Source organism: Streptomyces sp. DSM 40868 (assembly GCF_011820545.1).
Taxonomy (GTDB): Bacteria; Actinomycetota; Actinomycetes; order Streptomycetales; family Streptomycetaceae; genus Streptomyces; species Streptomyces eurythermus.
On record NZ_CP050504.1, the window covers coordinates 637,822 to 662,748 of the forward strand.

Annotated in this window: 21 protein-coding genes; 11 read left to right on the forward strand and 10 right to left on the reverse strand. The window is 71.9% G+C overall.

Translation table 11 applies throughout. The features are described from left to right. Positions 1–18 precede the first annotated feature (18 nt). Entirely contained in the window at positions 19–1,329 is a 1,311-nt protein-coding gene (locus HB370_RS41660; RefSeq protein ID WP_244405381.1) for a class I SAM-dependent methyltransferase, read from the forward strand. A gap of 78 nt (positions 1,330–1,407) precedes the next feature. On the opposite strand, the gene HB370_RS02895 is transcribed toward HB370_RS41660, so the two are convergent. Further along, a complete protein-coding gene (locus tag HB370_RS02895; protein WP_030776389.1) occupies positions 1,408–1,854 on the reverse strand; it encodes an SPW repeat protein in 447 nt (148 codons plus the stop codon). 218 nt (positions 1,855–2,072) lie between these two features. Between HB370_RS02895 and HB370_RS02900 the strand changes: the two genes are divergently transcribed. The 3 genes from HB370_RS02900 to HB370_RS02910 all read left to right on the forward strand — a co-directional run bounded on the left by HB370_RS02900 (position 2,073) and on the right by HB370_RS02910 (position 4,242). Next, positions 2,073–3,404, forward strand: a complete 1,332-nt coding sequence (locus tag HB370_RS02900) for an erythromycin esterase family protein (protein WP_078637317.1) — start codon at positions 2,073–2,075, stop codon at positions 3,402–3,404. Positions 3,405–3,501: 97 nt separating this feature from the next. Next, a complete protein-coding gene (locus tag HB370_RS02905; protein ID WP_030776385.1) occupies positions 3,502–3,888 on the forward strand; it encodes a DUF2267 domain-containing protein in 387 nt (128 codons plus the stop codon). Between the two features lie 141 nt (positions 3,889–4,029). Beyond that, a complete protein-coding gene (locus HB370_RS02910; protein WP_030776382.1) occupies positions 4,030–4,242 on the forward strand; it encodes a hypothetical protein in 213 nt (70 codons plus the stop codon). A 47-nt stretch (positions 4,243–4,289) separates the two neighbouring features. On the opposite strand, the gene HB370_RS02915 is transcribed toward HB370_RS02910, so the two are convergent. The 3 genes from HB370_RS02915 to HB370_RS02925 form a co-directional block, all read right to left on the reverse strand. After that, positions 4,290–5,525 carry an SGNH/GDSL hydrolase family protein gene (locus HB370_RS02915; protein ID WP_051815262.1) on the reverse strand — a complete coding sequence of 412 codons (1,236 nt, stop codon included), beginning with the start codon at positions 5,523–5,525 and terminating at the stop codon, positions 4,290–4,292. A gap of 375 nt (positions 5,526–5,900) precedes the next feature. Next, positions 5,901–7,562, reverse strand: a complete 1,662-nt coding sequence (locus tag HB370_RS02920) for a cellulase family glycosylhydrolase (protein ID WP_030776376.1) — start codon at positions 7,560–7,562, stop codon at positions 5,901–5,903. A gap of 122 nt (positions 7,563–7,684) precedes the next feature. Then, entirely contained in the window at positions 7,685–8,749 is a 1,065-nt protein-coding gene (locus HB370_RS02925; RefSeq protein WP_244405383.1) for an Lrp/AsnC family transcriptional regulator, read from the reverse strand. 173 nt (positions 8,750–8,922) lie between these two features. Between HB370_RS02925 and HB370_RS02930 the strand changes: the two genes are divergently transcribed. From HB370_RS02930 to HB370_RS02945, 4 genes are all read left to right on the forward strand, one after another. Beyond that, positions 8,923–10,182 carry an MFS transporter gene (locus HB370_RS02930; RefSeq protein WP_037700243.1) on the forward strand — a complete coding sequence of 420 codons (1,260 nt, stop codon included), beginning with the start codon at positions 8,923–8,925 and terminating at the stop codon, positions 10,180–10,182. After that, positions 10,151–11,431: an amidohydrolase gene (locus HB370_RS02935; protein ID WP_244405385.1), complete on the forward strand. Its 1,281-nt coding sequence runs from the start codon at positions 10,151–10,153 to the stop codon at positions 11,429–11,431. Before HB370_RS02930 ends, HB370_RS02935 begins: the two co-directional genes overlap by 32 nt. After that, a complete protein-coding gene (locus tag HB370_RS02940) occupies positions 11,431–12,666 on the forward strand; it encodes a hypothetical protein (RefSeq protein ID WP_051815260.1) in 1,236 nt (411 codons plus the stop codon). Before HB370_RS02935 ends, HB370_RS02940 begins: the two co-directional genes overlap by 1 nt. A 123-nt stretch (positions 12,667–12,789) precedes the next feature. Further along, positions 12,790–14,106, forward strand: coding sequence for a hypothetical protein (locus HB370_RS02945; protein WP_030776361.1), 1,317 nt, complete (start codon positions 12,790–12,792; stop codon positions 14,104–14,106). 61 nt (positions 14,107–14,167) lie between these two features. Here HB370_RS02945 and HB370_RS02950 read toward each other — a convergent pair whose 3' ends face one another. Further along, positions 14,168–14,857, reverse strand: a complete 690-nt coding sequence (locus HB370_RS02950) for a ScbR family autoregulator-binding transcription factor (protein ID WP_051815259.1) — start codon at positions 14,855–14,857, stop codon at positions 14,168–14,170. 113 nt (positions 14,858–14,970) lie between these two features. On the opposite strand from HB370_RS02950, the gene HB370_RS02955 reads away from it, so the two are divergent. Together HB370_RS02955 and HB370_RS02960 are read left to right on the forward strand one after the other, a co-directional pair. Then, positions 14,971–15,954 (forward strand): ScbA/BarX family gamma-butyrolactone biosynthesis protein, encoded by a 984-nt coding sequence (locus tag HB370_RS02955; protein WP_051815258.1) that lies wholly within the window; start codon positions 14,971–14,973, stop codon positions 15,952–15,954. A 240-nt stretch (positions 15,955–16,194) separates the two neighbouring features. Continuing rightward, positions 16,195–16,947 (forward strand): HAD family phosphatase, encoded by a 753-nt coding sequence (locus HB370_RS02960; protein WP_051815257.1) that lies wholly within the window; start codon positions 16,195–16,197, stop codon positions 16,945–16,947. Positions 16,948–16,999: 52 nt separating this feature from the next. On the opposite strand, the gene HB370_RS02965 is transcribed toward HB370_RS02960, so the two are convergent. The 5 genes from HB370_RS02965 to HB370_RS02985 form a co-directional block, all read right to left on the reverse strand. Beyond that, a complete protein-coding gene (locus HB370_RS02965) occupies positions 17,000–17,653 on the reverse strand; it encodes a DAK2 domain-containing protein (RefSeq protein ID WP_030776351.1) in 654 nt (217 codons plus the stop codon). 136 nt (positions 17,654–17,789) lie between these two features. After that, entirely contained in the window at positions 17,790–18,755 is a 966-nt protein-coding gene (locus HB370_RS02970; RefSeq protein WP_030776348.1) for a dihydroxyacetone kinase subunit DhaK, read from the reverse strand. A 562-nt stretch (positions 18,756–19,317) separates the two neighbouring features. Beyond that, the gene (locus tag HB370_RS02975) at positions 19,318–20,151 is read right to left on the reverse strand and encodes a carbohydrate ABC transporter permease (protein WP_030776345.1); all 834 of its coding nucleotides are present in this window, start codon (positions 20,149–20,151) and stop codon (positions 19,318–19,320) included. A gap of 6 nt (positions 20,152–20,157) precedes the next feature. Continuing rightward, positions 20,158–21,102, reverse strand: a complete 945-nt coding sequence (locus HB370_RS02980) for a sugar ABC transporter permease (RefSeq protein ID WP_030776343.1) — start codon at positions 21,100–21,102, stop codon at positions 20,158–20,160. Between the two features lie 11 nt (positions 21,103–21,113). Next, a complete protein-coding gene (locus HB370_RS02985; protein ID WP_030776341.1) occupies positions 21,114–22,352 on the reverse strand; it encodes a sugar ABC transporter substrate-binding protein in 1,239 nt (412 codons plus the stop codon). 281 nt (positions 22,353–22,633) lie between these two features. Here HB370_RS02985 and yicI point away from each other — a divergent pair, with 281 nt between their 5' ends. Then, positions 22,634–24,904 carry an alpha-xylosidase gene (yicI, locus tag HB370_RS02990; protein ID WP_030776339.1) on the forward strand — a complete coding sequence of 757 codons (2,271 nt, stop codon included), beginning with the start codon at positions 22,634–22,636 and terminating at the stop codon, positions 24,902–24,904. The last annotated feature ends 23 nt before the right edge of the window (positions 24,905–24,927 follow it).

Sequence of the window (24,927 nt, forward strand, 5' to 3'; positions counted from 1 at the left end):
TCGCCCCTGGAGGCACCCGTGCCGGAATCCATGCCGGACATCGTCAACACCGGTCAGTCGCAGGCGTGGAACGGCCCCGAAGGCACCCACTGGGCCCGCCACCAGGACCGCTGGAACGCCGTGAACGGAGGTTTCGACCAGCCGTTGCTCGACGCCGCGGGAATCACCGGGGAACACCGGATCCTCGATGTCGGCTGCGGCTCCGGGCAGACCACGCGCCGCGCCGCGCGCCGGGCACCCCGGGGGCGCGCGCTGGGCCTCGACCTGTCCGCCCCGATGCTGGCCGAGGCACGGGCCCGCGCGGAGGAGCAGGGCATCGGCAACGTCTCCTTCGTACAGGGCGACGCGCAGGTGTACCCCTTCGAGGAGGGCGCGTTCGACGCGGCGATCAGCCGCTACGGGGTGATGTTCTTCGCCGACCCGATCACGGCCTTCGACAATGTCCGTCGGGCGCTGCGCCCCGGCGGCCGGCTGGCGTTCGTCTGCCCGGCCGACGCGGCGGACAACGGCTGGGTGACGGCGATCGCGAGCCTGCGGGATCTGCTGCCGGTCGGCGACTTCGGGACGCCCGGGCTGCCGGGCATGTTCTCCCTGGCCGCTCCCGACCGCATCCGGGACATCCTCACCGCGGCCGGATTCACCGCCGTCACCGTCGACCGGGTCCAGACCCACGGGGTGTGGGGACACGGCGCCGAGGACGCGGCGGAGTTCCTGTGGGGCACGGGCCCCGGCCGCCACCTGCTGGAACAGGCCGACGCGCGCGCACGCGAACACGCCCGCCGCACCCTGACGGACCACCTGCGCGGCCACCTGGCGGCGGACGGAGTCGTGGCTGGTCACAGCGGACCGCGCGCGCTGACCCCGCCCCCGGGCACGCGTCCTGGCCCGGCGGCGGCCGGAGCGGGCCGGCCCGGCTCAGGCCGGCTGGAGCAGCAGGGCGCAGATGTCGTTCGGGAGCTGCTCCAGTGCCGACTCCAGCGTGCCGGGCGAGACGTGGTCGCGTACGACGGTGGTGACGGCGGCGGCCGTCTTCGGCACGTCTTCGGCGTCGACCTTGGCTTCCTGGACGAAGCGGTTGACGTAGCCGTCGATGTCGTACTTGATGGGCACGGAACTCGGGGTCCAGCCGTCGTAGTAGGCGCCGCGCAGCAGTTCGGGGAGTTGTGCGGCGAGGTGGGCCGACACCTCTACGGTGAGCCGGTCCCGGAGGGTGTGCAGCCAGGTGCGCAGGACCCGGTGGGCGAGATGGCGGTCGTCCGTTCCCAGGGCTTCCGCGACCGCCTTCAGCCAGATGTTCGCGCTGTGGATGGCGTGCTCGAAGTCGGATGAGCGGGTGGTGGGCATCGTCTTACCTTCCGGCTGCTCGGGGAGCGTGCCGGACCCGCCGGGTGCGGCACGCTCCTCGGCTCAACGCTTGTCCGGGCGGGCGACGCCGATGGTGAGACCCATGGCGGCCAGTCCGAGTGCCATGGTGACGACGCCGATCAGGACGTTGTTCCAGATGACGCCGGCCCGCGCGCTGTGCGAGGCGGTGACCACCCAGGGCGAGATCAGGAGCCAGATGCCCAGGGGTACCAGCGCCCAGGCCAGACGGAACATCCGCTCGGGCACGAGGGCCAGGCCGAGACCGATCAGGCCGATGGTGATGCCGACGATCAGGTTGTTGGCGGTGATGTTCCGCAGGCCCGCGAAGTGGACGGCCCACGGTGAGATCGCGGCGTAGAGACCGGTCAGGAGGATCAGCCCTTCGAGGGCGATCGCCTTGCCGGTGGAGGCGGTGCGTTCGAGCCGCTCCCGCATCTCCGCCATCTCGGGGTGTCCGGTCATGCCGGTGGAGTATTGCGGATACGACATGGGCGTCGTCCCCTCTCCAGCATTGAGGCTTATGTGCTTTTTATCCGAATTCCCCCACTTGGGTGAGCGAAGCAATGTTCACCGGCCCCGGACTGTGATTCACATCACATCACGCTGCGCGCACTCTTCCCGGACTCCGTGGATACCGCCGTGACCTCGCGTTTCGGCGCGCGGCGCGGCGGGGACCCGGTGGTGCACCCCGCGAAGGGAGGCGAGCCGTGCCCGACACCGAACAGGCCCGCATTCGGGAAGCGGCCCTGCCGCTGACCGATCCGGGCTCCCTGGACCCCCTGCTGGACCGCATCGGCGACGCCCGCTACGTCCTGCTGGGCGAGGCGTCCCACGGCACCGCCGACTACTACCGGCTCCGTGACGTGCTGACCCGTCGGCTGATCGAGGAGAAGGGATTCTCCTTCGTCGCGGTGGAGGGCGACTGGCCCGACTGCCACGCCGTGCACTGCTCGGTGGTCGCGGCCCCGGGCGCGCCCGAGGACCCCGGCGAGGTACTCGCGGACTTCGACCGCTGGCCGACGTGGATGTGGGGCAACGCCGAGGTCGCGGCCTTCACCCGATGGCTGCGCCGGCACAACCAGGGGCTGCCTCCCGAGCGGCGCGTCGGTTTCTTCGGGCTGGACGTCTACAGCCTGTGGGAGTCGCTGCACGCCGTCCTCGCCCATCTGCGCGAGCACGACCCCGAGCGGGTGCGGCCCGCCCTGGAGGCGTACCGCTGCCTCGAGCCGTACGCCGAGGATCCCCATTCGTATGCGCCGGCCACACGGTATGTCCCCCAAGGGTGTGAGCGGAAGGTGATCTCCCTGCTCACGGAGGCACGGCACAGGGCCGCGCGGGCGGCCTCCCCGGACGGTTCGCTCACGGAGTTCGCCGCCCGCCAGAACGCCGAGGTGCTGGCCGGCGCCGAGCGCTACTACCGGGCCACGCTGGACAGCGGCCCGGACGCCTGGAACATCCGCGACCGGCACATGGCCGACACGCTGGACCGGCTGATGGAGCACTACGGCCCCGGCGCCAAGGCGGTGGTGTGGGAACACAACACCCACGTCGGGGACGCCCGCGCCACGGACATGGCCGACATCGGCGAGATCAACGTCGGTCAGCTGGTCCGCGAACGGCACATGGGCGCGGGCGTGGCGCTGGTCGGCTTCGGCTCGTACACCGGCACGGTGATCGCCGCCGACGCCTGGGGCGACGTGCCCCGGGTCATGGAGGTACCGCCCGCGCACACCGGCAGCCTGGAGGATCTGTTGCACACGGCGCTGCCCGGCGAGCGGGCCCTCTTCGTCTTCCCCCCTGTGCAGTTCCAGCGGCCGCCCGCCACCGGCCGGCGCGCGTGGTTCCACGAGGAGCGCGGCCACCGGGCCATCGGGGTGGTCTACCAGCCGCGGTACGAACGCATGGGCACCTACGTCCCCACCGTGCTGGCCGAGCGCTACGACGCCTTCTGCTATCTCGACCACACCCGGGCCGTCACCCCGTTGCGCCCGACGGCCGCGGCGAGCCCCGAGGCGGAGACCTGGCCCGCAGGGGTGTGAGGCCGACGGGACCGTGAGACGGCGCTCATGTGCCGTGCCGGTTCTCGTACCGGCCGTTTCCCAGGCATGCCGAAGGAACCAGTCCTAGGAGGGCACCGTGAAGCTGGCGGAATTTCTGGCCGAGGTCCGCGATCGAGGGGAGTACCGCAGCCAGGAGGAGGCCGAGCACATCAGTACGTCGGTGCTGCGGGTGCTCGCCACGCGGATCACGCCGGAGGAGGCGGACGACCTGGCGGCACAGCTGCCCGCGCCGCTGGACGACGTCCTGCACACGCACCCGCGGCAACCGGAGGCCCTCGGGCGTGAGGAATTCCTGCGACGCGTGGCCGATCAGACCGGCGCCCGGCCCCGGACCGCCGAGTGGGACGCCAGCGCCGTCCTGTCCACCGTCGCGGACGCGGTGCCGGGCGGAGAGGTCGACCACCTGCTGTCGCAGTTGCCGACCGGCTACGCGGAGCTGTTCGGCAGGCCGGGCCCGACCTGACCACGCGCGGGGTCTGACCGGCTCCGGCCGGTGCCGGCGGAATTACCATGTTCACGGGCCCTGTTCCCCCCTCCGTGACAGACCCCGCGTCGGTATACCTCCGCACACCACGGGAAATCCCGCCGTCCACGGGTGGACGCCATGAAGATCGAACTCATTCAACGGGCCGCCGACGTGCTGTTCGACGTCCCGGACGACATGCACCAAGAGATCATCAGGCTCATCACGGCTGTCTCCGAGGACCGGCGGGCCCAGGTCCCGGATCTTGCCGCGGCCTTCGGTGAATGGTGCTGGCTGGTGTACACCGTCCATGACGACGTGGTCGAGGTACTGGATGTCGGCTGCGCCGGGTGACCACGGCCGGCTGGAGGAGCCCGGCGTGCGTGGGCCGGTGGGTTCGCTCAGGAAGCCGACGCGCGTGCCAGGACGTCCGTGACGAGGGGGCCTCGGCCGGTCCCAATGCCGGGGGTGAGGGGGAGGCCGGTCTCGGGGGTGAGGCGGAGGTCGGTCTCGGCGCCGGTGGGCGTGAAATCGTAGGTCCAGGTACGCCACTCGTCGGTCGCGGTGACGACGGCCCTGGGGTGCCCGTCGGCCTGGACGCCGAACGTCCTCCCCGCACGCGTGAGGCCGCCGTGGTCCGGGCCGGCGCCGAGGGTGTCGGCGCGGGCGCGGAAGGTGACGCGGACCGGGCGGCCGGGGATGGTGGCGAGTCGGGTGCCGATGCCGAGGAACCCGGGAGCGGCGCACAGGCCCACGGCGTGCGAGCCGTTGTCCAGGCCCGCGAGACGCCCGTGGCAGGCGTACACGCCGTGGTTCGTCCAGCCCGGGAAGTAGGCGGGAGCGTTGCCCCGGGCCCGCGGTTCCGCCTCGGAGAGCGAGGGGGTCCGAAGGTGCGGGTTGGGGTTGAGGATGGGACCGCCTCCGGGGGCGGGCAGCCGTGCGTGGAGCGCGTCCCGCCAGACGGCCGCCATCTTGGCGTACCCCTGGTCGCACGGATGGACCAGGTCGGACAGATCGTCGCCGCCCTGCGGGGAGGCGTGCAGCGCGGGGGCCATGTCGACGAAGAAGACCCGGCCGCGGCGCCCGGACTCCTCGGCGATCTCGCGCACCCGCCGGTTGTAGCCGTCGATGTGTGCCTGCCACTCGGGCAGCCGTGACGGAATGACCGAGGCGAGCAGGATGCCGGCGGACGGGGCCAGGCGCAGCAGGGTGTCCACGAAGGTGCGCAGAAGGCCGGGGGCGGCCGTGTGGTCGGGGCCGTACATGTTGTTCGTACCGATGTGCACGAGTAGCCAGTCCGGCCGGGCGGCCGGAACCCACTGCGACAGCAAGGGGGTCAGCGCCTCGATGGTGATGCCGCAGACGGCGGCGTAGCCGGGGTCCCCCTGCGGCTGGAAGGCGTTGACGCAGGGGCCGACGAAGCAGGCGTCATGGCCCAGCCGGTGCAGGTGGCCCAGGAGTTCGTCGCGGTAACCGGCCGCCCCGGTGCTGTTCAGACCGGCGGTGATCGAGTCCCCCAGCGGCATGATCCGCACCGGCCGCGGCGGGGAGTCCGTCACTCCCCCGCCGAGCGTCCCGTCCGCCACCGCGCCGGTGTTCCGTGCGGTGACCTGCCGGTGTACGGGGCGGGATTGCATGACCTCTCCCAACGTAAGCCTGAGCCATACGGCCGCGCATGGCACCGGGCACCCGGGAGATGCCCGCCGACGGCACGGGTTCCCCGTCAGCGGACGGTGCTTCACACAAAAGAAGGACCATCCGGCACGACGCGTCGGCTCCCGTGGGAAATCCACGGAGGCCGACCACGAGCCGAAGACCGACGGACCCCGGAGCCCTACGGTCCGGAAGGCCGGCCGGAGGCGAGGCGTCCGGCCGGCCGGAGGCGAGGCGTCCGGCCGGCCGGAGGCGAGGCGTCCGGCCGGCCGGAGGCGAGGCGTCCGGCCGGCCGGAGGCGAGGCGTCCGGCCGGCCGGAGCGTCATGACCGCGCCCGGCGCGCGGTCGCGCGGGCGCGTCAGAGGGTCGTGCAGGCGGTGCCGTTGAGGGTGAACGCGGTGGGCGAGGTGTTGGTGGCCGACTTGCCGCCGGTGAAGCCGACCGTGACCGAGCCGCCCGCGGGGACCGTGGACGTGTACGACGCGGCAGCGACCGTCACCGAGGCACCGTTCTGGGTCGGGGTGCCGCCCCACATGGTGCTGATGGTCTGGCCGCTCGGGAAGCTGAAGCCCAGCGTCCAGCCGCTGATGGCGGCGGTGCCGGTGTTGCCGATGGTGATCTCGCCCTGGAAGCCCCCGGGCCATTCACCGGTGACGCGGTAGCGCACGGAGCAGCCGGCTCCGGGGGTGCCGGTGCCCTTCTCCGTCTTGACGGAGACCGCCGCGGACCGGGGCGAGCGGTTGCCGGCGGCGTCCTTGGCGTAGACCGCGAAGGTGTATGTGGTGTCGGCGGTCAGGGCGGAGACGGTGACCGTGGTGGTCGTGGTGGAGGCGGCCGCAGTCTCCGTCGTGCCGTTGAGGCGGACCACGTCATAGCCGGTGATGCCAACGTTGTCAGTGGCCGCGGGCCAGGTCAGGGTGACCGAGGTGGCCGAGACACCGGATGCGGTCGGGGTGCCCGGTGCGGTCGGGGCCTGGGTGTCGGGGGCAGTGCCGCCGAAGACCGTGGCCTCGTGCGAGGTCGCGGCGATGCCGTTGGGGCCCTGGAAGATGCGCCGGCCCCAGGAGCTGAGCCGGGCCGGGTCGAAGTCGGTCGCGAGGTCGAGAACCGGGTCGGTGTTGCCGCTCCAGGACCAGGCCAGGTAGCCGAGGCGGAGCTGCTCGGCGGTGGCCATCATGGTGTCCTCGTCCGGATCGCCGTACTGGTCGGCCGGTCCGCCGAACTCACCGATGACGATGGGGAGTTTCGCGGTGACGAAGGCGTTGAGGTAGTCGGTGATCTCCTGCGCGGTGTCGAAGACGCTGTACATGTGGATCGAGAACAGGAGGTTGCCGGTGGTGTCGGCGTCGTAGACCGTGCGGGCGTTGGCGCGCATGACGCCCTGCCAGTCCTGGCCCCAGTTGGGCGCGTCCACCATGATCGTGTGCTGGAAGCCCGCCGCGCGGAGCTTCTTGACCGCGGCGATGGTGGGCTCGGTCCAGCCGGCCGGGTTCGTGTTGCCCCACGGCTCGTTGCCGATGTTGATGATGACGTAGTCCTCTTGGCCAGCCAGGACGTCCTTGAGGCTGATCCAGTAGTCGGCGGCGTGGTCGAGGGTGCCGGCGGCGGAGTCCTCACCGTAGCCGGTGGTGTCGTGCACCTCCAGGACGCAGATCAGGCGGTTGGCCTTGCAGTTCTGGATGACGGCCGCGACGTCCTGCGGGCTGTTGCGGGACCAGCGGTAGCCGTCGGAGAGGACGACGCGCACGGTGTTGGCCCCGAGCGCCTTGACGTCGGCCAGCGACTGGGTCTCGCCCGGGTACCAGGTGTGCGCGTGGTTGACGCCTCGCATCACGAAGTCGTTGCCGTTACCTTCGAGGAGGCGGCCGTTGCCGATGTGCAGCCCGGTCGCGGCGGCGGCCGGCCGGGAAACGGCGTGGGCGGGGGCCGGGGAGAGGGCGAGCATGCCCAGCACGGTGACCACGGCGGCCAGCAATACGGCGACCGGGTTCCTCGGTGTCGTACTTGTCGTTGTTCTCACTGCGGCTCCATGAGTGGATGAACAAGTAGGCCGAAAACATGTGGGAGCGCTCCCATACAGCCAGTCCCGACAGGTGCACGTCAATACATCGGTCGAGAAAGGGCTTTCTCGTTCAGACGGCTTCAGTCATTGCGCGGCCGTTCTCCAAGGCCCCCGTCCGGTGCCGCGGTGAGCGGGACGTGGGCCCGGGCGCGGCCCCACCGGTCCAGCAGTCTGCCCATGCGTTTGGCGGTGTGCAGGGTGATGCTCCGCGCGCCGATCCGCAGCCCGGGGTGGCGGTGCAGGATGCGTTCCTCCAGGGTGAGGCAGTCGGCGGGCGAGCGCAGCCACACGGACAGCAGCAGGTTGTCCGGCCCGGTGACCGACGCGCACAGCCGGGTTTCCGGCAGCCCCGCCAGCGCGTGTGCCACGGCCTCGGTCCCGGGTCCCGGGGCGGCGATACGGAACGTGGCGATGACCGGCCAGCCGGCCAGTTGCTGGGTGAGGTCGCACCGGAAGTAGACCTCCCCGCCCGCGATCATGCGCGCCAGCCGCCGGCGTACGGTCGTCTCGCTCAGTCCGCACTCCCGAGCCAGCTCGGCGTGGCCGCGGCGGGCGTCGGCGCCGAGCGCGCGCAGGAGCCTGCGGTCGCCCTCGTGCGGTCCGCCGCCGGGCCGTGGGCGCGTACGGCTGTCGCCGCCGGTGAGATGGGTGCGCTGGCGTTCGTTGAGGGTGTGCACCAGCCATCCGCTGCCCTCGCGGTACACCCGGGTGCAGATGCTCAGCCGCACCGAGCGCACCCCGTCCAGCCGCCCCAGCCGCCCGGTGAAGAAGTCGTCAAGGGACGGCAGGTCGTACGCTGCCACGCCCAGGAACAACGAGTGGTCGCCCGTGGTGCGTTCCACGCTGAACACCGGTCCCCAGCGGCACAGTTCGGCGGTCAGCGCGTCGAGTGCGCCGGGGGCGCAGGCGAGATCGACGTAACCGACGACCGAGGCGTGCTGCGCCGGGTAGGCCGTCATCCAGGCCAGGCCGCCGCCGGTGAGCCGCCGCCAGCGGCGCGCGGCGGTGGTGGCGTCGATGCCGATGACGGAGCCGATCTGCGCCCAGGTGGCGCGCGGCCGCAGCTGGAGGGCCTCGACCAGGGCGAGGTCGGTCTCGTCGAGTCCGTCGGGGGTGTCGGGGAGGGTGGTGTCGGTGGGCGGCACGCGTCTCATCCTGTCAGCGCGGACGGCCCGGCTGAAGAGCCGTGCCGGATCACCGGGTTGCCGGATTCCGGCGCCAAGTCCCCCCGAATGCCGGAATCCTGCGATTGCGCGGTGCGAAGCGGCGGACGGTGCAGGGTGTCCGCCAAGCGTCGCTCGCACGGCGGGAGGACCCCTTGCTCAGAACCACCCGGACCACCGCGGTCCTGCTGTTCACCGCCTGGGCCGTCGACTACATCGACCGACAGGTGATCAATCTGGCGCTGCCGTCGATCGGCGACACCTTCGGTCTCAGTCACGCGGAGCGGGGCGTGATCCTCTCCTCGTTCTTCGTCACCTACGCGCTGACGCAGATTCCCGCCGGACTGGTCGCCGCGCGCTTCGGCGGTGCGCGGGTGGTGTGCGCGGCCCTCGTCCTGTGGTCGGTCTTCACCGGACTGACCGCCGTCGCCTGGTCGTTCACCGCGCTCGTGATCTTCCGTTGTCTCTTCGGTGTGGCCCAGGGCCTGTTCCCGGCCGCGGCCATCGACACCCTCAGCCGGCGCAGCGTGCCCGAGCAGCGGCTGACCGCCAACGGCTGGATCCAGAGTTCCAACGCGGTCGGCGGGCTGCTGGCCGCCGTACTGGGCGGGCTGCTGCTGGCCCACTGGGACTGGCGGGTGATGTTCGCGGCCGTGTCCGTGCTGGGCCTGCTGGTGGTGGTCGCGATCCGGCGCGGGCTGCCCGGACCGCTGCCCGCCGGACAGACCGGCCCGCCGCTGCGGCAGCCGAAGGGGACCGCGACCGCCCTGCTGAGGTCGCCGGCCGTCTGGGGCTTCGCGGTGATGTTCTTCGCCTACGACGTCGTCGTGTGGGGGCTCAACAGCTGGAGCGCTTCCTTCCTGATGGAGGAGCGCGGTCTGGCCGTGGCCGACGCGGGGCTGGTGTCCTTGGCGCCGACCCTGCTCGCGGCGGTCGCCGTCGTCGTCGGGGGCCGGCTGAGCGACAGGTTCGAGGGGCGCCCCCGGCGGATCGTCGTCCCGGCCATGTGCGGGGCGGCCGGCCTGCTCGTCCTGCTGCCGCTCACCGCCACACTGGCCCAGTTCGTGGTGGTCGGCACGCTCGTCAGCGGGGCCGTCGGCCTGTGCTACATGCCGTGCTTCTCGGTGCCCCTGCGCAGCCTTCCGCCGGGCCTGACGGGCACGGCCTCGGGAATCATCCTCTTCGGCGGCCAGTTGTCCGGCATCATCGTGCCGACCCTGTTCGGTCACATCGTCGACGCCTTCTCGTACCGCACCGCGTTCTGGTCGTTGCTCCTGGGTCCCGTGCTCGCCGTCGCCGCCGTGCTCCGGGTGCCCCAGACCTCTCCCCGTTTCCTGGCGCGTCTGCGCGCCGTCGTCACCGACACCCCGAAGGAGGACGACAGTGATACGTCCGCTGCCGCCCGCCCCGCCTGAGACCGGCCTGAGCCGTGGCCTCGCGGCTCACCTCCCGCACTGGGAGGAGGTGTACCGCGATCTGCACGCCCATCCCGAACTCGCCTTCCAGGAAAGCCGTACCGCCGCCGCCGTCGTCCGGGAACTGGCGGACATCGGCGGGTGGGAGACCACCGAGCGGGTCGGCCGGACCGGTGTGGTGTCCGTCCTGCGCAACGGCGCCGGGCCGGTGGTCTGGCTGCGGGCGGACATGGACGCCCTGCCCGTGCGGGAGGAGACCGGGCTCCCGTACGCCTCCGTCGAGCCGGGGCTGATGCACGCCTGCGGCCATGACGTGCACGTCGCCGCCCTGCTGGGGGCCTGCCGGCAGCTCGCCGCACACCCCGACGCCTGGAGCGGGACCGTGGTGGCCGTCTTCCAGCCCGCCGAGGAGGTGGGCCATGGCGCGCAGGCCATGCTGGACGACGGTGTCCTCGACCGTTTCCCCCGGCCCGAGGTGGTGCTGGGCCAGCATGTGGGACCGCTGCCCGCCGGTGTGGTGACGACCAGGCCCGGCCCCCTCATGGCGGCGGCCGACAGCCTCCGGGTCACCCTGTACGGCGCGGGCGCGCACGCCTCCGCCCCTCATCTCGCCGTGGATCCGATCGTGATGGCGGCGTCCGTGGTGCTGCGCCTGCAGACCCTGTCCGCCCGTCTGGCGCCGCTGTCCCCGTCCCCGCTCCTCACGGTCGGGGCCCTGCACTCCGGGACCGTGCCGAACGTCATCCCGCACACCGCCGAACTGCTGTGCAGCCTGCGGACGTTCGACACGCAGACCCGCGAGCAGGTCCTGGCCGACGTCCGGCGCGTCATCGAGGCGGAGGCCGACGCCCAGGGCGCCACCCGGTCGCCGGACATCGCGACGTACGACTCCTTCCCCCTGACCGTCAACGACCCGGCGGCCACCGAGCGTGTCCTGGCGGCCGTGGCCGACGCGGGTGCCCTGGGGCACACCCTGCGCGCTCCGCTCTCGGCCAGCGAGGACTTCGGCCGGTTCGCGACGGCGGCCGGATGCCCGTCGGTGTTCTTCCACTTCGGCGGCGCGGATCCCGGGGACTTCGACGAGACGGCAGTGGCCACGCTGGAACGCGGCACGCTGCCGCCGGGCACGGCCATGAACCACTCCCCGCACTACGCGCCCTCCGACCGGCACGCCGTCGCCGCCGGGGTACGCCACCTCCTGGCCGCCGCCGCGTCCTGGCTGTCCCCCCAACCCGGGAGGACAGCCTGATGAAGTGCTGGAAGCCCGTTCTCCTCGCCGCCGCGCTCGCCCTGTCGGGGGCCGCCCCCGCGGCCGCCGCGCAGACCGGCGCCCCGGTGCCGGCGGTGCCCGCCTGCGCCTGGGAGCCGCTGGGTCACCAGACGTCCAACGTCGCCTATCCGGACACCAACGCCCGGTACTGGCTGCTGCGTCACACCGTGCGCAAGGGGCTGGCCATCCGGCTCGACGGCCGCTTCCCGGACGCCCGTTACGCCTCGGTCGCCACCTACGACGCCCACCGCGGCAGCTTCACGGGACCGGACGGAACCCCGTCGGCGCTGACCGACCACCGGCTCCTCCCGGACCGGGGCAGCGGCAACCCGTACCGCGAACCCGCCCGTGCCGGCGGCAAGTTCACCGTCACGGTCACGGACACGCCCGCAGGGCGGCCCAACGCCCTGCCGCTCGCCCCCGCGGGAACCCCGGAAGGCGCCGAGGGAACCGTCGTCTACCGGATCTACCTGCCGCACGGGAAGTTCCGCCTGCCGAAGGTCACCTTCGTCCAGGACGGGCACCGCGTCCGGGTGGGGACGTGCGCGGACGCCCTGTCCCCCGGCGCTCCCGCCGTCGGCGCGCCCACCGGGACCACGTCCCCGGCCGGGGAGGGCACCCCGGCCCGGCCGGTCTTCTCCCGGTCGGGCGGTGCCGGTCTCTACCCCAACCCGGACAACGCGTATCTGAGCGCCGGCTTCGACGCGCCGCCCGCCGGACAGGTCCTCGTCGTCCGCGGCAAGGCGCCCACCGCGACCGCCGGGGACCGCGCCCGGCCCTGGCCTGCCGGAAGTGCCCAGGTCCGGTACTGGTCGATGTGCGACAACCTGTGGTGGGGGCCGGGCGAGGTGGTCGCCAACCCGTTGCCCGGCGGCGGGGTGGACCCCGGCTGCCGCTCGGACTTCGACACCCGTCTCTCCCCGGCCGGCACCTACACCTATGCCGTCGGTACGGAGGAACAGCGGGCGGCCGTCGAACGCGTGCCGGGGGTCACGTTCCTGCCGCTGTCCTCGGCCACACCGGCCGCCCGGCACCTGCTGATCCTGCGGAACATGGTGGCCGCGCCGGGCTTCGCCGAGGCGATCCAGCGGGTTCCGGCGGGGAGCGACGCGGCCCGCACCGCCGAGGTGATGGGCGCCTACTACCCCGAGGCGGCCTATTGCGGCCTGAGTGTGCTCGCCGCGTCGGGGCCGGAGGCCTGCCCGGGAACCTGACGTGGTGCGGAACACCAAGTTCTAGCAGGTCAGTTACAACCTTTCGGCCGGGTCGGCCGTCCAAGGGGAGTCCGGTGTGGATCACTGCGCCGGGCTTCACTTGTTTCCGATGTGGGAGATGCCATGAGTTCTGTCTCCGTCGGCCGTGTGCTGCGTCGCGGCGCATGTGCCGGAGCCGTGGGGGCGTTGCTGGTCGCCGGTCTCGGCAGCGGGGTCGCCTTCGCCGATGAGGCGCAGACCGACCGGCTGTGGATCCAGGCGCCGTACGAGCAGACGGTCACCGCGGGTGCGGACGGCGCCGCCGGCGAATACCGCACGCTGGCGCTCGGTCTGTACCACGACAACTCCAACTTCACCGTGACCGACGGCCGGTTGACCGTCGACGTCTCGGGGCTGGCCGGAGCCGTCGACGTGGCCTGGCCCGACAACTGCGCGCCGAACTACGCCGGTACGGTCGCCGTGTGCGACACCGGGGACGTGCCCACCGATTACACCCCGCAGGTCGAGCTGCGGGTGCGGGCCGCCGCCGGCGCGGGCGCTGTGCAGGGCGCGATCGCGTACTCGGCGGAGGCCACCGGGCCCGACGGCAAGATGGTCGCCCCGGGTGCGGAGACCTTCCTCACCGTCGGCTCCGGCCCGAACCTGGGGGTCAAGGCCCTGCAGAGCGTTCGGGACGTGGCGCCCGGAACCACCCTCACGGTGCCGTTCTCCGTCACCAACACCGGTGACCAGGCGGCCCACGGCTTCAGCGTGAAGCTGTGGGCGACCTACGGCCTCGATGTCGCCACCCGCTACCCGCAGTGCACGTACGCGGGGCCGGACACCGACGACAACGAGTACACGCCCATGACGTACGTGACGTGCTCCTTCGACACCGAGATAGCGCCCGGCGCCACGGTGGAGCTGCCGGAGCCGCTGCGGCTCGCCGTGACCGGCCACGCGCTGTACGAGCGGTTCGACTACGAGGTGCAGCCCGGCGGTGGCGCCACCGACCTCGACGTCTCGGACAACGGCCAGGCATGGAGCATCACCGCCCGCAACACCGCCGACTTCGCGGTGCACGGCACCCGGGTGAGCGGCCAGGCCGGGGACACCGTCACCGCCGCCTTCCGCTTCACCAACGGGGGCCCGGCCTGGGTCGGGAACGTCAGCTCCGGCGACCCGGTCGCCGTGATCGACTTCTACCTCCCGGAGGGCACCACCGCCACGTCCGTGCCGGAGACCTGCAACGCCGCCGGGTCGTCCCGCTACACCTGCACGCTGCCGATGTGGGCCAAGCCCGACCTGGACGTCAGCTTCCCGTTCCAGCTGCGCGTCGACCGGGTCGTCCCCGACGCGACGGGGCGTGTCGTCGCCCGGCCCGACTACGGCACGTCGTTCGCCTTCGACCCGGACAGCGGGAACAACTCCGCGACGGTGACCGTCAATCCGTCCACCTGACGGCGATGAGCGGGGCAGGCCGTCGGCCTGCCCCGCTCCCGGGTCCCTCTCCTGTGACCGGCTATGCCTCGGCGCGGGTGAGCACGCCCTCGTCGACCGGCGGCTGCCGCACCGGGGAAGGGGAGGGCCGGGCGGCGTGGACGCGGTCGAGCAGGGCCGCCGGGTCCGGATGGGCCTGGAGGGCGGTGAGCAGCAGCCGCCACAGGTTGTGCAGGTGCTGCTCGATGTGTTCGCGGCCGTCCAGGGCGTCGGAGACGGTGTGGAGCCCGAAGAACGCGCAGACCACGCTGTGCGCGGCGGGCACCGGATCGACGCCGGCGGCGAGTTCGCCGTTGGCGCGTGCCTCGGCGAGGAGTTCGGTGACGACCTCGATCCAGTCGACGAAGGGCGTGGGCAGTGGAGCGGCGATGGCCTTGCGTTCCATCCACAGGCGTGAGCCGGCCCGTACGACGACGTCGTCCCGGAAGGCGCGGGCGACGGTGAAGCTCAGCGCCACCAGTTTCTCCAGGGCCGGGCGGCCGGCGGAGCGATGGTGTTCGATCATGCGCGGCCAGGACGCGAAGTGCTCCTCGACCACGGCGAGGGCCAGTTTCTCCTTGCTGGCGTAATGGAAATAGATGGCGCCGCTGGTGCGCCCGGAAAGTGCGCTGATATCGCTGATGCTGGTCCCGGCATAACCCCGTTCATCGAACAATTGTGCCGCGGTTTCCAGCAGAGCCCGCCGTGTCAGATTCGCTCGCACGCGTCGCAACCTTTTTCCGAGGTTCTCGTACCTCTTCCTGCCGCTAGGCAATGTAGTACCCGAGCCCGCCCGGACTGTCGAGTCGGTGTGCGGAACGCGCCGAACTGCGGTCTGCTGGGGGAATGGACGCTCGAATCCGTGGCACCGTCGAAGAGCCGCGGGACCTGAGCTGGTCCCGCACGGTCCCCCGGGAACTGGTCCACCGGGCGTCCGTGGCGGAGGTTCTGCTCACCGACGTACGACGCGTCGACGCGACGCGTTTCGTGGCGGCCGCCTGCTGGTCGCGGTCGCATCCCACCTTTCCGGTCGACGGCCATGCCGTACATCATCCGCTGATGGTGGTGGAGACATTACGGCAGCTGGGTATTTTCATCCCTTTGCGCTACCTCGGCGTTCCGGTGGACACCCGCATGCTGATCACCGACGTCTTCTTCACCACGGAGCCCGGAGCGCAGCCGCAGGCCTCCCACGGCGCCACCCAGGTCACCTGCCGGGTGCGGGTCACCGGGCTGCGCACCGGTTCCGACGGGGCCACCGCCGGACTGCGGCTGCACGCGGAGCTCCTGGCCGGCGGAGTGGTGTTCGCGAGGGCCGGCGGCGGTGCCCGGTTCCTCTCCCCCGAACGGTACGCCGCCTTGCGCGGGCCGCTCGTGGGCACCTGCCAGCCCCCGGCGTCGGCCGGGCTGCTCCGGCCCGACCCGGCACGGCTCGGTGTGCCCCATGCCCGGGACGTGGTCATCGGTTGCGCCGACGACCCCGGACGCGCCGGGGGTCCCGGCGGCGACGGCCGGCGCCACCGGGACCCGAAGGACGTGCTGGTGGACGCGGCCGACCCCTGGCATCCCTTCTTCTTCGACCACGCCACCGACCACGTGCCCGGGATGGTGCTGCTGGAGGCGGCGCGCCAGGCCGCCGTACTCGCGAGCGACGGCACCCTGTCCCGGCCCACCGGTGTCCGGCTGACGGCGCTGCGCTTCACCGAGTTCTCGCCGCCCGCGCGGATCGTGTGCGTGCCGCACCACCGCACCTGTGTCTTCCGGTTCGAGCAGGACGGAGAATGCCCGGCTTTCGGCGTTCTGCACTACCAATCACCCTTGCGAGCGTAACTTGACGTCACCGCTTGACTGCCACATGTGACCAAATCTAGCGTAACGATCGTTATGTTCCCTGGTGGGACTAGTCCGTACGGGCGTCAACGGCCGACCGTACGACGTCCGGCCCCGCCCGGAACCCTGCGCCGCCCCGCGCACACGGGTGGCCCGTCGGCGCCGCTCACACCCCCGCGGTGAGAGGACGTCACACCCCGGTCTGCGCTCTCGCGGCCCATCCGAACGGAAAGCACACAGATGACGCTTCATCGCATCCTTTCCTGGACACCGGCGGCCGTCGTCTTCGACTGCGACGGCACGCTGCTGGACACCGAACGACACTGGGAGACCGCTCGCCGGCGGGTTCTCGACGACGTGGGCCTCACCCCCGCCGCGGGCTTCGCGGAACGGGCCAAGGGCCTGCACTACACCGAGTGCGGGCAGCTCATGGCCGACGAGGGAGGCCGTCCCGAACTGGGGGCGGACCTCGCCGACCGGCTGCTCCGGCACTTCCGCGCCCTGGTCTGCGAGCACCCGGTGATCATGCCGGGCGCCCGCGACCTGGTGCGGGCGGCGGCCGCCTTCGCCCCGTTGGCCGTCGCCAGCAACTGCCCCCGTGACGTGGTCGAACCCGGTCTGGAAGAGGCCGGGCTGCTCCGTCACTTCCGCGCCGTGGTGGTGCCCGAGGGCACGATCCGGCCCAAGCCCGACCCCGACGTCTATCTGACGGCCGCCCAGCTCTGCGGCGCCGACCCGGCCGACACACTGGCGGTCGAGGACACGCACTGCGGGATCCTCGCCGCGGTCCGGGCCGGACTGACGGTGCTCGGCGCCGGCCCCTGGCCCGGCGAGGAGACCACCGCCCTGACCGACCTGTGGGTCGAGACGCTCGAGGACCCGCGGATCATCCGCTGGGCCACCGAGCGGACACCGCTGCGGACCTCGCCGCCCAAGCCCGCCGCGGCCCCGTCACCGACCGGTTCCGGACTTCAGCAGGCCACGGCTCCGTGACCGCCGTCCCACGGCGGGCGAACGGTGGCCTGGAAGGCGGGTCGCCGCTCGTTCAGTCCGGCCGCCGCGGTGGCGGACCCGTCACGAACGGCGGCAGTTCGGTGACCACGCCGCCGGCCGAGGAGAGCAGCAGGCCGACGCCCACCGCGCCGGGGTCCGGCACTCCTCTGCCCCGCTCGCCGACGTAACTGGCCCGGCCACGGCGCGCACGCAGACGTGCCGTCGAGCGCACCCCCTCCCATGCGGCGCGCGACGCATGGGCGAGGGCCACCCGGCTTCCGGCCTGCTCCGGACACACGCGCAGTGCCTCGCACGCCGGATACAGGGCGTCCACGAGGGTCTTGTCCCCCGGCCGCGCCTCGCCGACCCGCTGTACGGCGGCGAGCCCGCCGGTGAGACCGGCCCGCAGCGCGGCCACGTCCAGGACCGGGCCGACCGCCGCCAGCGCCAGTTCCGTCAGCAGCAGCCCGAACAGCGGGCCGCTGGTGCCGCCGACCCCGTCCAGGAAGACGGTCGCCACCGTCCGCAGTGGTCCGCCGGCCCGCACGGTGGCCGCCGGTGACACCGTCCCCGCCTGGTCCAGGGCGCGCACGGACGCGTCGAGTCCCGAGCGGAGATTCGTACCGAAGTCGCCGTCGCCCACCCGCTGGTCGAGCGCGGTGAGCTGGGCCTCGGTGGCCCGGACGGAGGCGGCGAACCTCCGCATCCAGCCTTCGGTGAAGGCCGCGTCCGCGGCAGGGGTGTCCGTCCACGTCGTGCTCGCGACAGCACTGTCCGGGGATGCCGCGTCGTCCTGCGCCGAGTAGTGCTCCAGCATGGTGCCACCTCCTGCCCGCCCTTGGTCACCGGGGCCATGAGGGCGTGTGCGCGGGCGCGTCGAACCATTTGACCGTCTCCGGGTCCGCCCGCATCAGCGTGAGCGAGAAGCCGCGCATGTCCAGCGCGGTCACGAAGTCGCCCACGAGGACGCGTTCGAGGACCAGTCCCCACCGGTCCAGGCCGGTCGCGAGTTCCCGCGCCACGCCGTACAACTCCAGACGCGTCACCCCGCCGAGCCCGTTGACCAGGGCGATGACCGAGTCACCGGCGGCCGGGTCCAGCGCGGCGAGCAGTTCCTCCGTCATCCGGGTGACCAGCTCGTCCAGGGCCGGCCGGGACTCCGTGCGGCGGGCCCGCTCACCGTGGATGCCGACCCCCCATTCGAGGTCCCCCTCGGCGAGGTCGAAGGCGGAACGCCCCGTGGCCGGTGTGCGATGTGCGGCCGAGGCGACCGCGAGGCTACGGCAGCGGCCCACCAACTCGGTGCCCATGTCGGCGAGTTCGCGCAGCCCGAGGCCGGTGTCCGCAGCGGCCCCGAGGACCTTCTCCACCAGTACGGCGGCCCCGGTGCCCCGGCGGCCCGTGGCCGACTCGGGTGAGTCCGACGCCAGATCGTCGTCGATCAGCACGCGGGCGCAGTCGATGCCCTCATGGGCGAGCCGCTCTGCCGCGATGCCGAAGTTGATGCGGTCCCCCGTGTAGTTCTTCACCAGGTGCAGCACGCCCGCGCCGCGCGACACGGCGCGGGAGGCGTCGAACACCTGGCGGTTGTGCGGGGAGGCCATCAACTGGCCGGGGCACACGGCGTCGAGCATGCCCGCGCCGAGGAAACCGAGGTGCAGCGGTTCGTGTCCGGAGCCGCCGCCCGACACGATCGCCACGCGGCGGCCGGGGGCTGGGTGCCGGGCCCGGAAGAAACCGGCCGTCTCGTCGTGGACGACGAGGTCGGCGTGGACTCGGGCGAACCCGGTCAGTGCGTCGGGGACCATTCGGTCGAGCGAATTCGTGAAGTACACCACTGGCCGGCCTCCCAGACGTCCTCGGCCTCGCAAGCTCCCCGGAACGGTGAGCGGGAGGCCGGAAACCACGGTGGGTCGATCGGAGGCACGTCATCCACGGACGCACAACCCGAGATGCTGCCTCGTGTGTCTTCGGGTCTCACCTGCCTCACGGCGGTCCGCCTCGCGGCTGTCGCCCTCGGATCCGTCTTTCCGGCCATGCTGCGGCCCCCCGGCCGCGGCGGCAAGTCGAGCCCGGCCACACCGGCCGCCGGGCATACTGGAGGCGCTCGGTGGATGCCTCATGCCCGGGCTCCGCTCGGTCTCCCGCAGGGGCGGGCGGGCGCAGCGCCGGGGGCCGGGTCGCCCGCACCGAGCCGGAGCGGCAGCATCCGGCCCAGCCTGAATCTCTTGCCTCGATGTCGGTCACCCTGGCGGAGGGGCGCGCGGACGGCAGGTTCACCGCCCGCGCGGGCCTGGTCGCGAACATGCCGGCACTGGTGGACGACGACCGCCGTGTCCGCGCCACCGTCAGTGTGATCAGGACCGGACGTCACTTGACGGAGCCGCCGGTGATGCCCGCGGCGATGTACTTCTGCGCGAGGACGAGCAGGATCGCGGCGGGCACCGCGGACAGCACGGACGCGGCCATCACCGAGCCCCAGTCGCCGACGTGCGCGCCGATGTACTGGTAGATGCCCAGCGTGACCGGCTTGACGTCGTCGGTGGTGTTGAGGGTGAGCGCGAACATGAAGTCGCTCCACGAGAACAGGAAGGCGAACAGGCCCGAGGTGATCAGGGAGTTGCGGCTCATCGGCAGCACCACCCGCAGGAAGGTGCGCAGCCGTCCCGCCCCGTCCATCTCCGCGGCCTCGATCACCTCGCCGGGTATGGACTGCATGAACGACCGCATCAGGACGATGGAGAAGGGGATGCCCAGGGAGGCGTCCGCGAGCATCAGCCCGAAGTAGGAGTTGACCAGGCCCAGATCGACGTACGAGGTGTACAGGGCGTTGGCGATGACGATGCCGGGCACCATCTGGGTGATCAGGGTGCCGAACACGATGGTGCGGGTGCCGCGCAGTCGGAACCGGGCCAGCCCGTAGGCGGCCGGGGCCGCGATCGCCAGGCAGATGACGACCGCGCCGAGCGAGACCAGCAGCGAGGTCAGCAGATGCCCGCCCTGGTCGTCGAGCGCCTTGGAGAAACCGGACAGGTCCAGGCGGTGCGGTACCGGATCGACCTCCAGCAGCCCGGCCTCGGGCTGGAGCGCGGTGTCGAGCATCCAGTACAGCGGGAACAGCATCACGGCCAGGACGAGCACCCCGGCCACGGTGGAGCCCCAACCACGCCGGTTCGCGCGCGGTTTCACGTTCTCGGTGGCCATCGCCGGTCACTTCCCCTCGGTGCGGTTGGCCCGCAGGTAGAACACGGCGAAGACCGCGGAGATCAGGATCAGTACGTTGCCGACGACGGCGCCGGCCCCGAAGTCCAGCCGTACGAAGGAGTTCTGGTAGGTAAGCGTGCCCAGGGTCTGGGTGGCGTCGGCGGGGCCGCCGTCGGTGAGGGCGAGGATCAGGTCGAGAATCTTGACCGTCGACATGAAGCCCAGGACGAGGACGACCGTGATGACGGGACGGAGCGTCGGCAGGGTGATGGACCGGAAGGTCCGCCAGGCGGAGGCGCCGTCCAGGGCGGCGGCCTCGTACAGCTCGCGGGGCACCTCCTGGAGGCCGCCGTACAGGATGACCATGTTGAACGGGATCCCGATCCATATGTTGACCAGGATGACCGAGAGCAGGGCCATGTGCGGACTGGTCAGCCATGGAGTGTGTCCGTCCAGACCGACGGCGTCCAGGAAGGAGTTCAGTACCCCCGTGTCCTGGTCCAGGATGCGCCGCCACACGATGCCGGAGACCACCATGGGCACCAGCCAGGGCAGCAGGATCAGCGACCGCAGGACGCCGTTCAGGGGGAACCTGCGGGTGAAGAAGACGGCGAGGGCGAGGCCCGCGCAGAACTGGCCGAGCAGGGAGCCCGCGGTGAAGACGAGCGTGTGCCACAGGGCCTTGCCGAACAGGGCGTCCCGGAAGACCGCCGACCAGTTGTCGAACCCGTTGAGGGGTGCCTCGCCGGTGAAGAACGTCTTCGGTGTGTAGTGCTGGAAGCTCATCACGACGTTGCGGACGAGCGGGTAGCCGAAGAACAGCAGCATGAACAGCACGGCGGGGGCGACGAACCCCCACTGGGCGAGGCGTCGCCGGGAGCGCGGCCGGGCGGCGGCCGGTACGCCGGCCGTGGGCGCCGCGCCGCGCGCGGTGACGGTGGGCGTGGTCATCTGCGCGTACCTCAGTTCCCGCTCGTGGCCCGCTGCTGGGCACGCTGGAGGGCGGCCTGGCTGGACTGGCCGGTCAGGGCGGCCTGGAAGGCGCTCTGCAGGGCCAGCGACACGGCCGGCCAGCCGGCGCCGAGCCGGGCCGTACGGGACCGGGCCGCGGCCACCTGGTCGGCCAGCGCGTCCAGTTGGGGCACCTGCCCGCGCCAGACGGCGGCGGCCTTCTCGTTCGCCGGGACCGTCCAGCTGTTGCGCGCGTAGGTCAGCTGCTCGCGCTCGCTGGTCAGGCAGGCGACGATCTTCCCGGCCATCCGCTCCCGCCGCTCGTCGCCGGTGTCCGGGACGGTGAGCACGGTACCGCCCAGCGGGGCGACGGACTTCGCGCCGGGCTTCGGCACGGGGATCCGCGCGATGCCCCAGTGCAGCGACTTCTTGGTGTTCAGGGTCTCGACCTGCCACGGGCCGTTGATCATCATCGCCGCGTTGCCCGCCATGAACTGGTCGTTGACGTCGGCCTGGGTCCAGCCCACCGTCGACTTCGACAGCGAGCCGTCCTTCAGCAGGCTCTTCCAGTAGTCCAGCGCCTCGACGACCCCCGGCCCGTCGAGGCGGGTCTCGTCGCCGCCGTTGGACCACATGAACGGCGTGAACTGGAAGACGCCGTCCTCGGCGCCGCCCGCGCTGAGCGCGAGGCCGTAGCGCTTGCCCCGGGTCAGCTCGCGCGCGGTCTCGCGCAACTCCGCCCAGGTGGTGGGCACTTTCAGGCCCGCCTGGCCGAGGAGGTCCTTGTTGTAGAAGAGCGCGAGGGTGTTCACGGACCGGGCGGCTCCGTAGTACGTCCCCCGGTAGGAGCCGAAGTTGACGATGCCGCGCGGCACGCCGTCGGTGTCCAGTCCGAGCGTCCTGAGGTCGGTCAGCCCGCCGGCCTCGGCGAACACCGGCATCTCCGAGGCGTCGAACTGCACGATGTCCGGCAGCGACTTGGAGGAGGCCATGCGCAGTGCCTTGGTCATCACCTGGGCCGCCGGGACGCTCTGCTGCTCGACGGTGACGCCGAGCCGCTCGCCGCACCGGGCCATCGCCTGGGCGTCCCAGCGGTGGTACGTCTCGTCGGTCGAGGAGTTCAGCACGGTGTAGACGGAGCCGTCGCGCTGCCGGCCGCAGCCGGTCAGTGCCGCCCCGGCGAGCAGGGCGCAGACGACGGCGAGAGGTATCACGGCCCTGCGGGAGCGTCTATTGAAGCGCTTCGACATGTACGGCCCTTGCTGTCGTACCGTCCGGCCACGGCGCCGGACGCCTTTGTTTATGGTGATGACTAATACGCCATGCACGGGCCGTCGCGCCAGACCCGAGCACGCCTCCGTTCCCCCGCGCCTCCGGTGACGAGCGCCGGGAAATCCGTAATCGCCCCTGTTCAGAAGGGATTTATCGGCGCCGGGACCTGCCCGGCCGGGAGGTGTTCTGTGTACGATCGAATCGCCGGGCGGCGCCTTCGCGCCCTACTCGAACCACTCCAGCTCCCCCGAGGAAGAACATGAAGTTCACCAACGGCTTCTGGCGCGTCCGCGACGGCGTGCAGATCTCCTACGCGGTGCAGCCGCGTGATGTGCGTCTGTCATCGAAGCGCTTCACCGCCTATGCGGCCGTACAGAACGTGGCGCGGAGAGGGGACACGCTCAACGCGCCGCTGCTCACGGTCGACTGCTTCTCGCCCGCCGAGGGCGTCATCGGCGTGCGGGTCACCCACCACGCCGGCAAGCGCCGCCCCGGCCCGGACTTCGCGCTGGGCCAGGAGCCGGACGGCGCGGGCGAGGTGCGCCGGGACGGCACGGTCACGGAGCTGACCAGCGGACCGCTGACCCTCCGCCTGGACGAGGCGGCCCCGTGGGCCCTGGCCTTCCTCGGCGCGGACGGCCGGGAGCTGACCCGGGCGGGCGCCAAGGGCACCGCCTTCGCCACCACCGACGACGGCGCCCACCATGTCCTGGCCCAGCTCGCCCTCGGTGTGGGCGAGCAGGTCTACGGCCTCGGCGAGCGCTTCACCCCGTTCGTGAAGAACGGCCAGGTGGTGGACATCTGGCAGGCGGACGGCGGCACCAGCAGCGAACAGGCCTACAAGAACATCCCGTTCTACCTCTCCTCGCGCGGCTACGGTGTGTTCGTCAACCACCCCGGCAAGGTCTCGTTCGAGGTCGGCTCGGAGTCCGTCGGCCAGGTGCAGTTCAGCGTCGAGGACCAGAGCATCGAGTACTACGTGATCGCCGGTCCCACCCCGAAGGAGGTGCTCGCCCGCTACACCGCCCTGACCGGCCGCCCGGCGCTGCCGCCCGCCTGGTCCTTCGGCCTGTGGCTGACCACGTCGTTCACCACCGACTACGACGAGGCGACCGTGATGTCCTTCGTCGACGGCATGGCCGAGCGCGGCATCCCGCTGTCGGTGTTCCACTTCGACTGCTTCTGGATGCGCGAGTACCAGTGGTGCGACTTCCAGTGGGACCCGGCCGTCTTCCCCGACCCGGAGGGCATGCTGGCCCGGCTGAAGGAGAAGGGCCTGCGGGTCAGCGCGTGGATCAACCCGTACATCGCGCAGAAGTCCCCGCTCTTCGAGGAGGCGGCGGCCCTCGGCCATCTGGTGCGCCGGCCGGACGGGGACGTCTGGCAGTGGGACCTGTGGCAGGCCGGCATGGGTCTGGTCGACTTCACCAGCCCCGACGCCCGCGCCTGGTTCCAGGCCAAACTGAAGGCGCTGCTCGACCAGGGCGTGGACTGCTTCAAGACCGACTTCGGCGAGCGCGTTCCCACCGATGTCGTCTGGCACGACGGCTCCGACCCGGAGCGGATGCACAACTACTACACCCACCTGTACAACCGGACCGTCTTCGAACTCCTGCTGAAGGAGCGGGGCGAGGGCGAGGCCGTCCTCTTCGCCCGCTCGGCGACCGCGGGCGGGCAGCAGTACCCGGTGCACTGGGGCGGTGACTGCTGGGCGTCCTTCGAGGCCATGGCGGAGTCCCTGCGCGGCGGGCTGTCCCTGTCGCTGAGCGGCTTCGGCTTCTGGAGCCATGACATCGGCGGCTTCGAGGGCACCCCCGACCCGTCGGTGTTCAAGCGCTGGCTCGCCTTCGGCCTGCTCTCCTCGCACAGCCGCCTGCACGGCTCCACGTCGTACCGGGTGCCGTGGAACTTCGGCGAGGAGGCGGTGGCGGTCGCCCGGCGGTTCACGCTGCTCAAGCACCGTCTCATGCCGTATCTGTACGGCGCCGCGGCCGAGGCCCACCGCACCGGCGTGCCGGTGATGCGCCCGATGCTCCTGGAATTCCCGCACGACCCGGCGTGCCGCCCGCTGGACCGCCAGTACATGCTGGGCCCCGATCTGCTGGTCGCCCCGGTGTTCACGGAGGACGGCGAGGTGGAGGTCTATCTGCCCGAGGGCACCTGGACGCACCTGCTGTCCGGCGAGCGGGTGACCGGCCCGGTCTGGCGCACCGAGCGGCACGACTACGACAGCCTGCCGCTGTACGTCCGTGAGGGCGCCGTGCTGCCGCTGGCCGCCGACGACAGCCGCCCCGACGGCGACTGGCTGGACACGCCCACCCTGCTCGTCCACCCCACGGCGGAGCCGGACTTCACCGCCGAGGTCACGGTCCCCGACCTGTCGGGCACCCCCGCCGCCACCTTCGCCGTCCGCCGCGACGGCACCGGGCTGCGGGTCACCGCGCGCGGCACCGGCCGGCCGTTCACCGTCCGCGTCGCGGGCGGCGCGAGCGCGACCGGCACGGACGAGGTGGCCGTACCCCTGGACTGAGCGGCCGGCTCCCCCGGGAAAAG

Excerpts from the sequence above, each read along its gene's own strand:
- HB370_RS02895 (WP_030776389.1), bottom strand. The coding sequence starts at position 1,854 with ATGTCGTATCCGCAATACTCCACCGGCATGACCGGACACCCCGAGATG.
- HB370_RS02910 (WP_030776382.1), top strand. The coding sequence starts at position 4,030 with ATGAAGATCGAACTCATTCAACGGGCCGCCGACGTGCTGTTCGACGTC.
- HB370_RS02915 (WP_051815262.1), bottom strand. The coding sequence starts at position 5,525 with ATGCAATCCCGCCCCGTACACCGGCAGGTCACCGCACGGAACACCGGC.
- HB370_RS02940 (WP_051815260.1), top strand. The coding sequence starts at position 11,431 with ATGAAGTGCTGGAAGCCCGTTCTCCTCGCCGCCGCGCTCGCCCTGTCG.
- HB370_RS02945 (WP_030776361.1), top strand. The coding sequence starts at position 12,790 with ATGAGTTCTGTCTCCGTCGGCCGTGTGCTGCGTCGCGGCGCATGTGCC.
- HB370_RS02955 (WP_051815258.1), top strand. The coding sequence starts at position 14,971 with ATGGACGCTCGAATCCGTGGCACCGTCGAAGAGCCGCGGGACCTGAGC.
- HB370_RS02960 (WP_051815257.1), top strand. The coding sequence starts at position 16,195 with ATGACGCTTCATCGCATCCTTTCCTGGACACCGGCGGCCGTCGTCTTC.
- HB370_RS02965 (WP_030776351.1), bottom strand. The coding sequence starts at position 17,653 with ATGCGGAGGTTCGCCGCCTCCGTCCGGGCCACCGAGGCCCAGCTCACC.
- HB370_RS02970 (WP_030776348.1), bottom strand. The coding sequence starts at position 18,755 with ATGGTCCCCGACGCACTGACCGGGTTCGCCCGAGTCCACGCCGACCTC.
- HB370_RS02975 (WP_030776345.1), bottom strand. The coding sequence starts at position 20,151 with ATGGCCACCGAGAACGTGAAACCGCGCGCGAACCGGCGTGGTTGGGGC.
- HB370_RS02980 (WP_030776343.1), bottom strand. The coding sequence starts at position 21,102 with ATGACCACGCCCACCGTCACCGCGCGCGGCGCGGCGCCCACGGCCGGC.
- HB370_RS02985 (WP_030776341.1), bottom strand. The coding sequence starts at position 22,352 with ATGTCGAAGCGCTTCAATAGACGCTCCCGCAGGGCCGTGATACCTCTC.
- yicI (WP_030776339.1), top strand. The coding sequence starts at position 22,634 with ATGAAGTTCACCAACGGCTTCTGGCGCGTCCGCGACGGCGTGCAGATC.